The sequence below is a fragment of the Thermococcus sp. ES12 genome (genome assembly GCF_012027515.1).
Classification (GTDB): domain Archaea; phylum Methanobacteriota_B; class Thermococci; order Thermococcales; family Thermococcaceae; genus Thermococcus; species Thermococcus barossii.
Genome location: NZ_SNUP01000008.1, coordinates 1 through 730, shown reverse-complemented (window position 1 = coordinate 730; position 730 = coordinate 1). Strand labels below are relative to the sequence as shown.

Here is a 730-nt window from a genome sequence, read left to right as displayed (position 1 = left end):
TTTAATGGTTGTTAAGACCACTGACAGAAGAGTGTTTGAGTCAATTGTTGATGGCCTTGCCAAGGCCATAAAGGAAAAGCCTGAGGATATTATTTGGTTCTTCCAAGTTAAAGATTTAATGAGCGAGATTGATAAGCCAATGAGTGATGAAAAGGCTTGGGAGATAATCATGAAGGATAAGAAATCAGTTAAAATGAGCACTACTGAACTTCTTGAAGTTGCAAGAAAAGAAGTGAAGAAGTTTAAGAGGATTGAGGCAAAGCTTAAGAAGCTTGGAGTGATTTGAATGCCTAAACTCAAGGTAGTTTTGGATACTTCTATTTTAATCAGTGCCTTAAAATCGAGAGATGTTAAACGTAGTCCTTCTTGGAAGATTTTAAGTCTTCTCAGTGAGGATAAGCTGGTTAATTATGGTTCTAAGGAGACTATTAAGGAAATGAAGGAAACACTTGCAATTATTGGTTTGCTTATTGGAAAGCCTGAGAAGGCTAAGGCTGTTTATCATTTGGTCTTAAATCATACTAAGCGAGTTTCTCCAAGAGTTCAATTTGAAGAAGATAGAGAACTTGTTAAGCTGGTTGGTCATGCTGATGATCTGACCTCCTCCCCGCCCTGAAGGGCGAGGCTTTCAAAATTCTCTTCCTAGGGAAGTTGCATTTTATAGGAAGAAAGAGCCGTTGCTAACTGTTCTTGTTTTTGTGAAGGTTTATAGAAAATTGTGGATTTTTGT

The 730-nt window shown here is 37.5% G+C and carries 2 protein-coding genes; both read left to right on the top strand.

Features of this window, described 5'->3' with window-relative positions; all coding sequences use genetic code 11:
- The coding region (locus tag E3E37_RS10700) for a hypothetical protein (RefSeq protein WP_167717321.1) at positions 1 to 286 on the top strand (286 nt) is incomplete at its 5' end.
- On the top strand, positions 287 to 616 hold the full coding sequence (locus E3E37_RS10695) for a putative toxin-antitoxin system toxin component, PIN family (protein WP_167717319.1): 330 nt from the start codon (positions 287 to 289) through the stop codon (positions 614 to 616).
- Positions 617 to 730 lie beyond the last annotated feature (114 nt).

Excerpts from the sequence above, each read along its gene's own strand:
- E3E37_RS10695 (WP_167717319.1), top strand. The coding sequence starts at position 287 with ATGCCTAAACTCAAGGTAGTTTTGGATACTTCTATTTTAATCAGTGCC.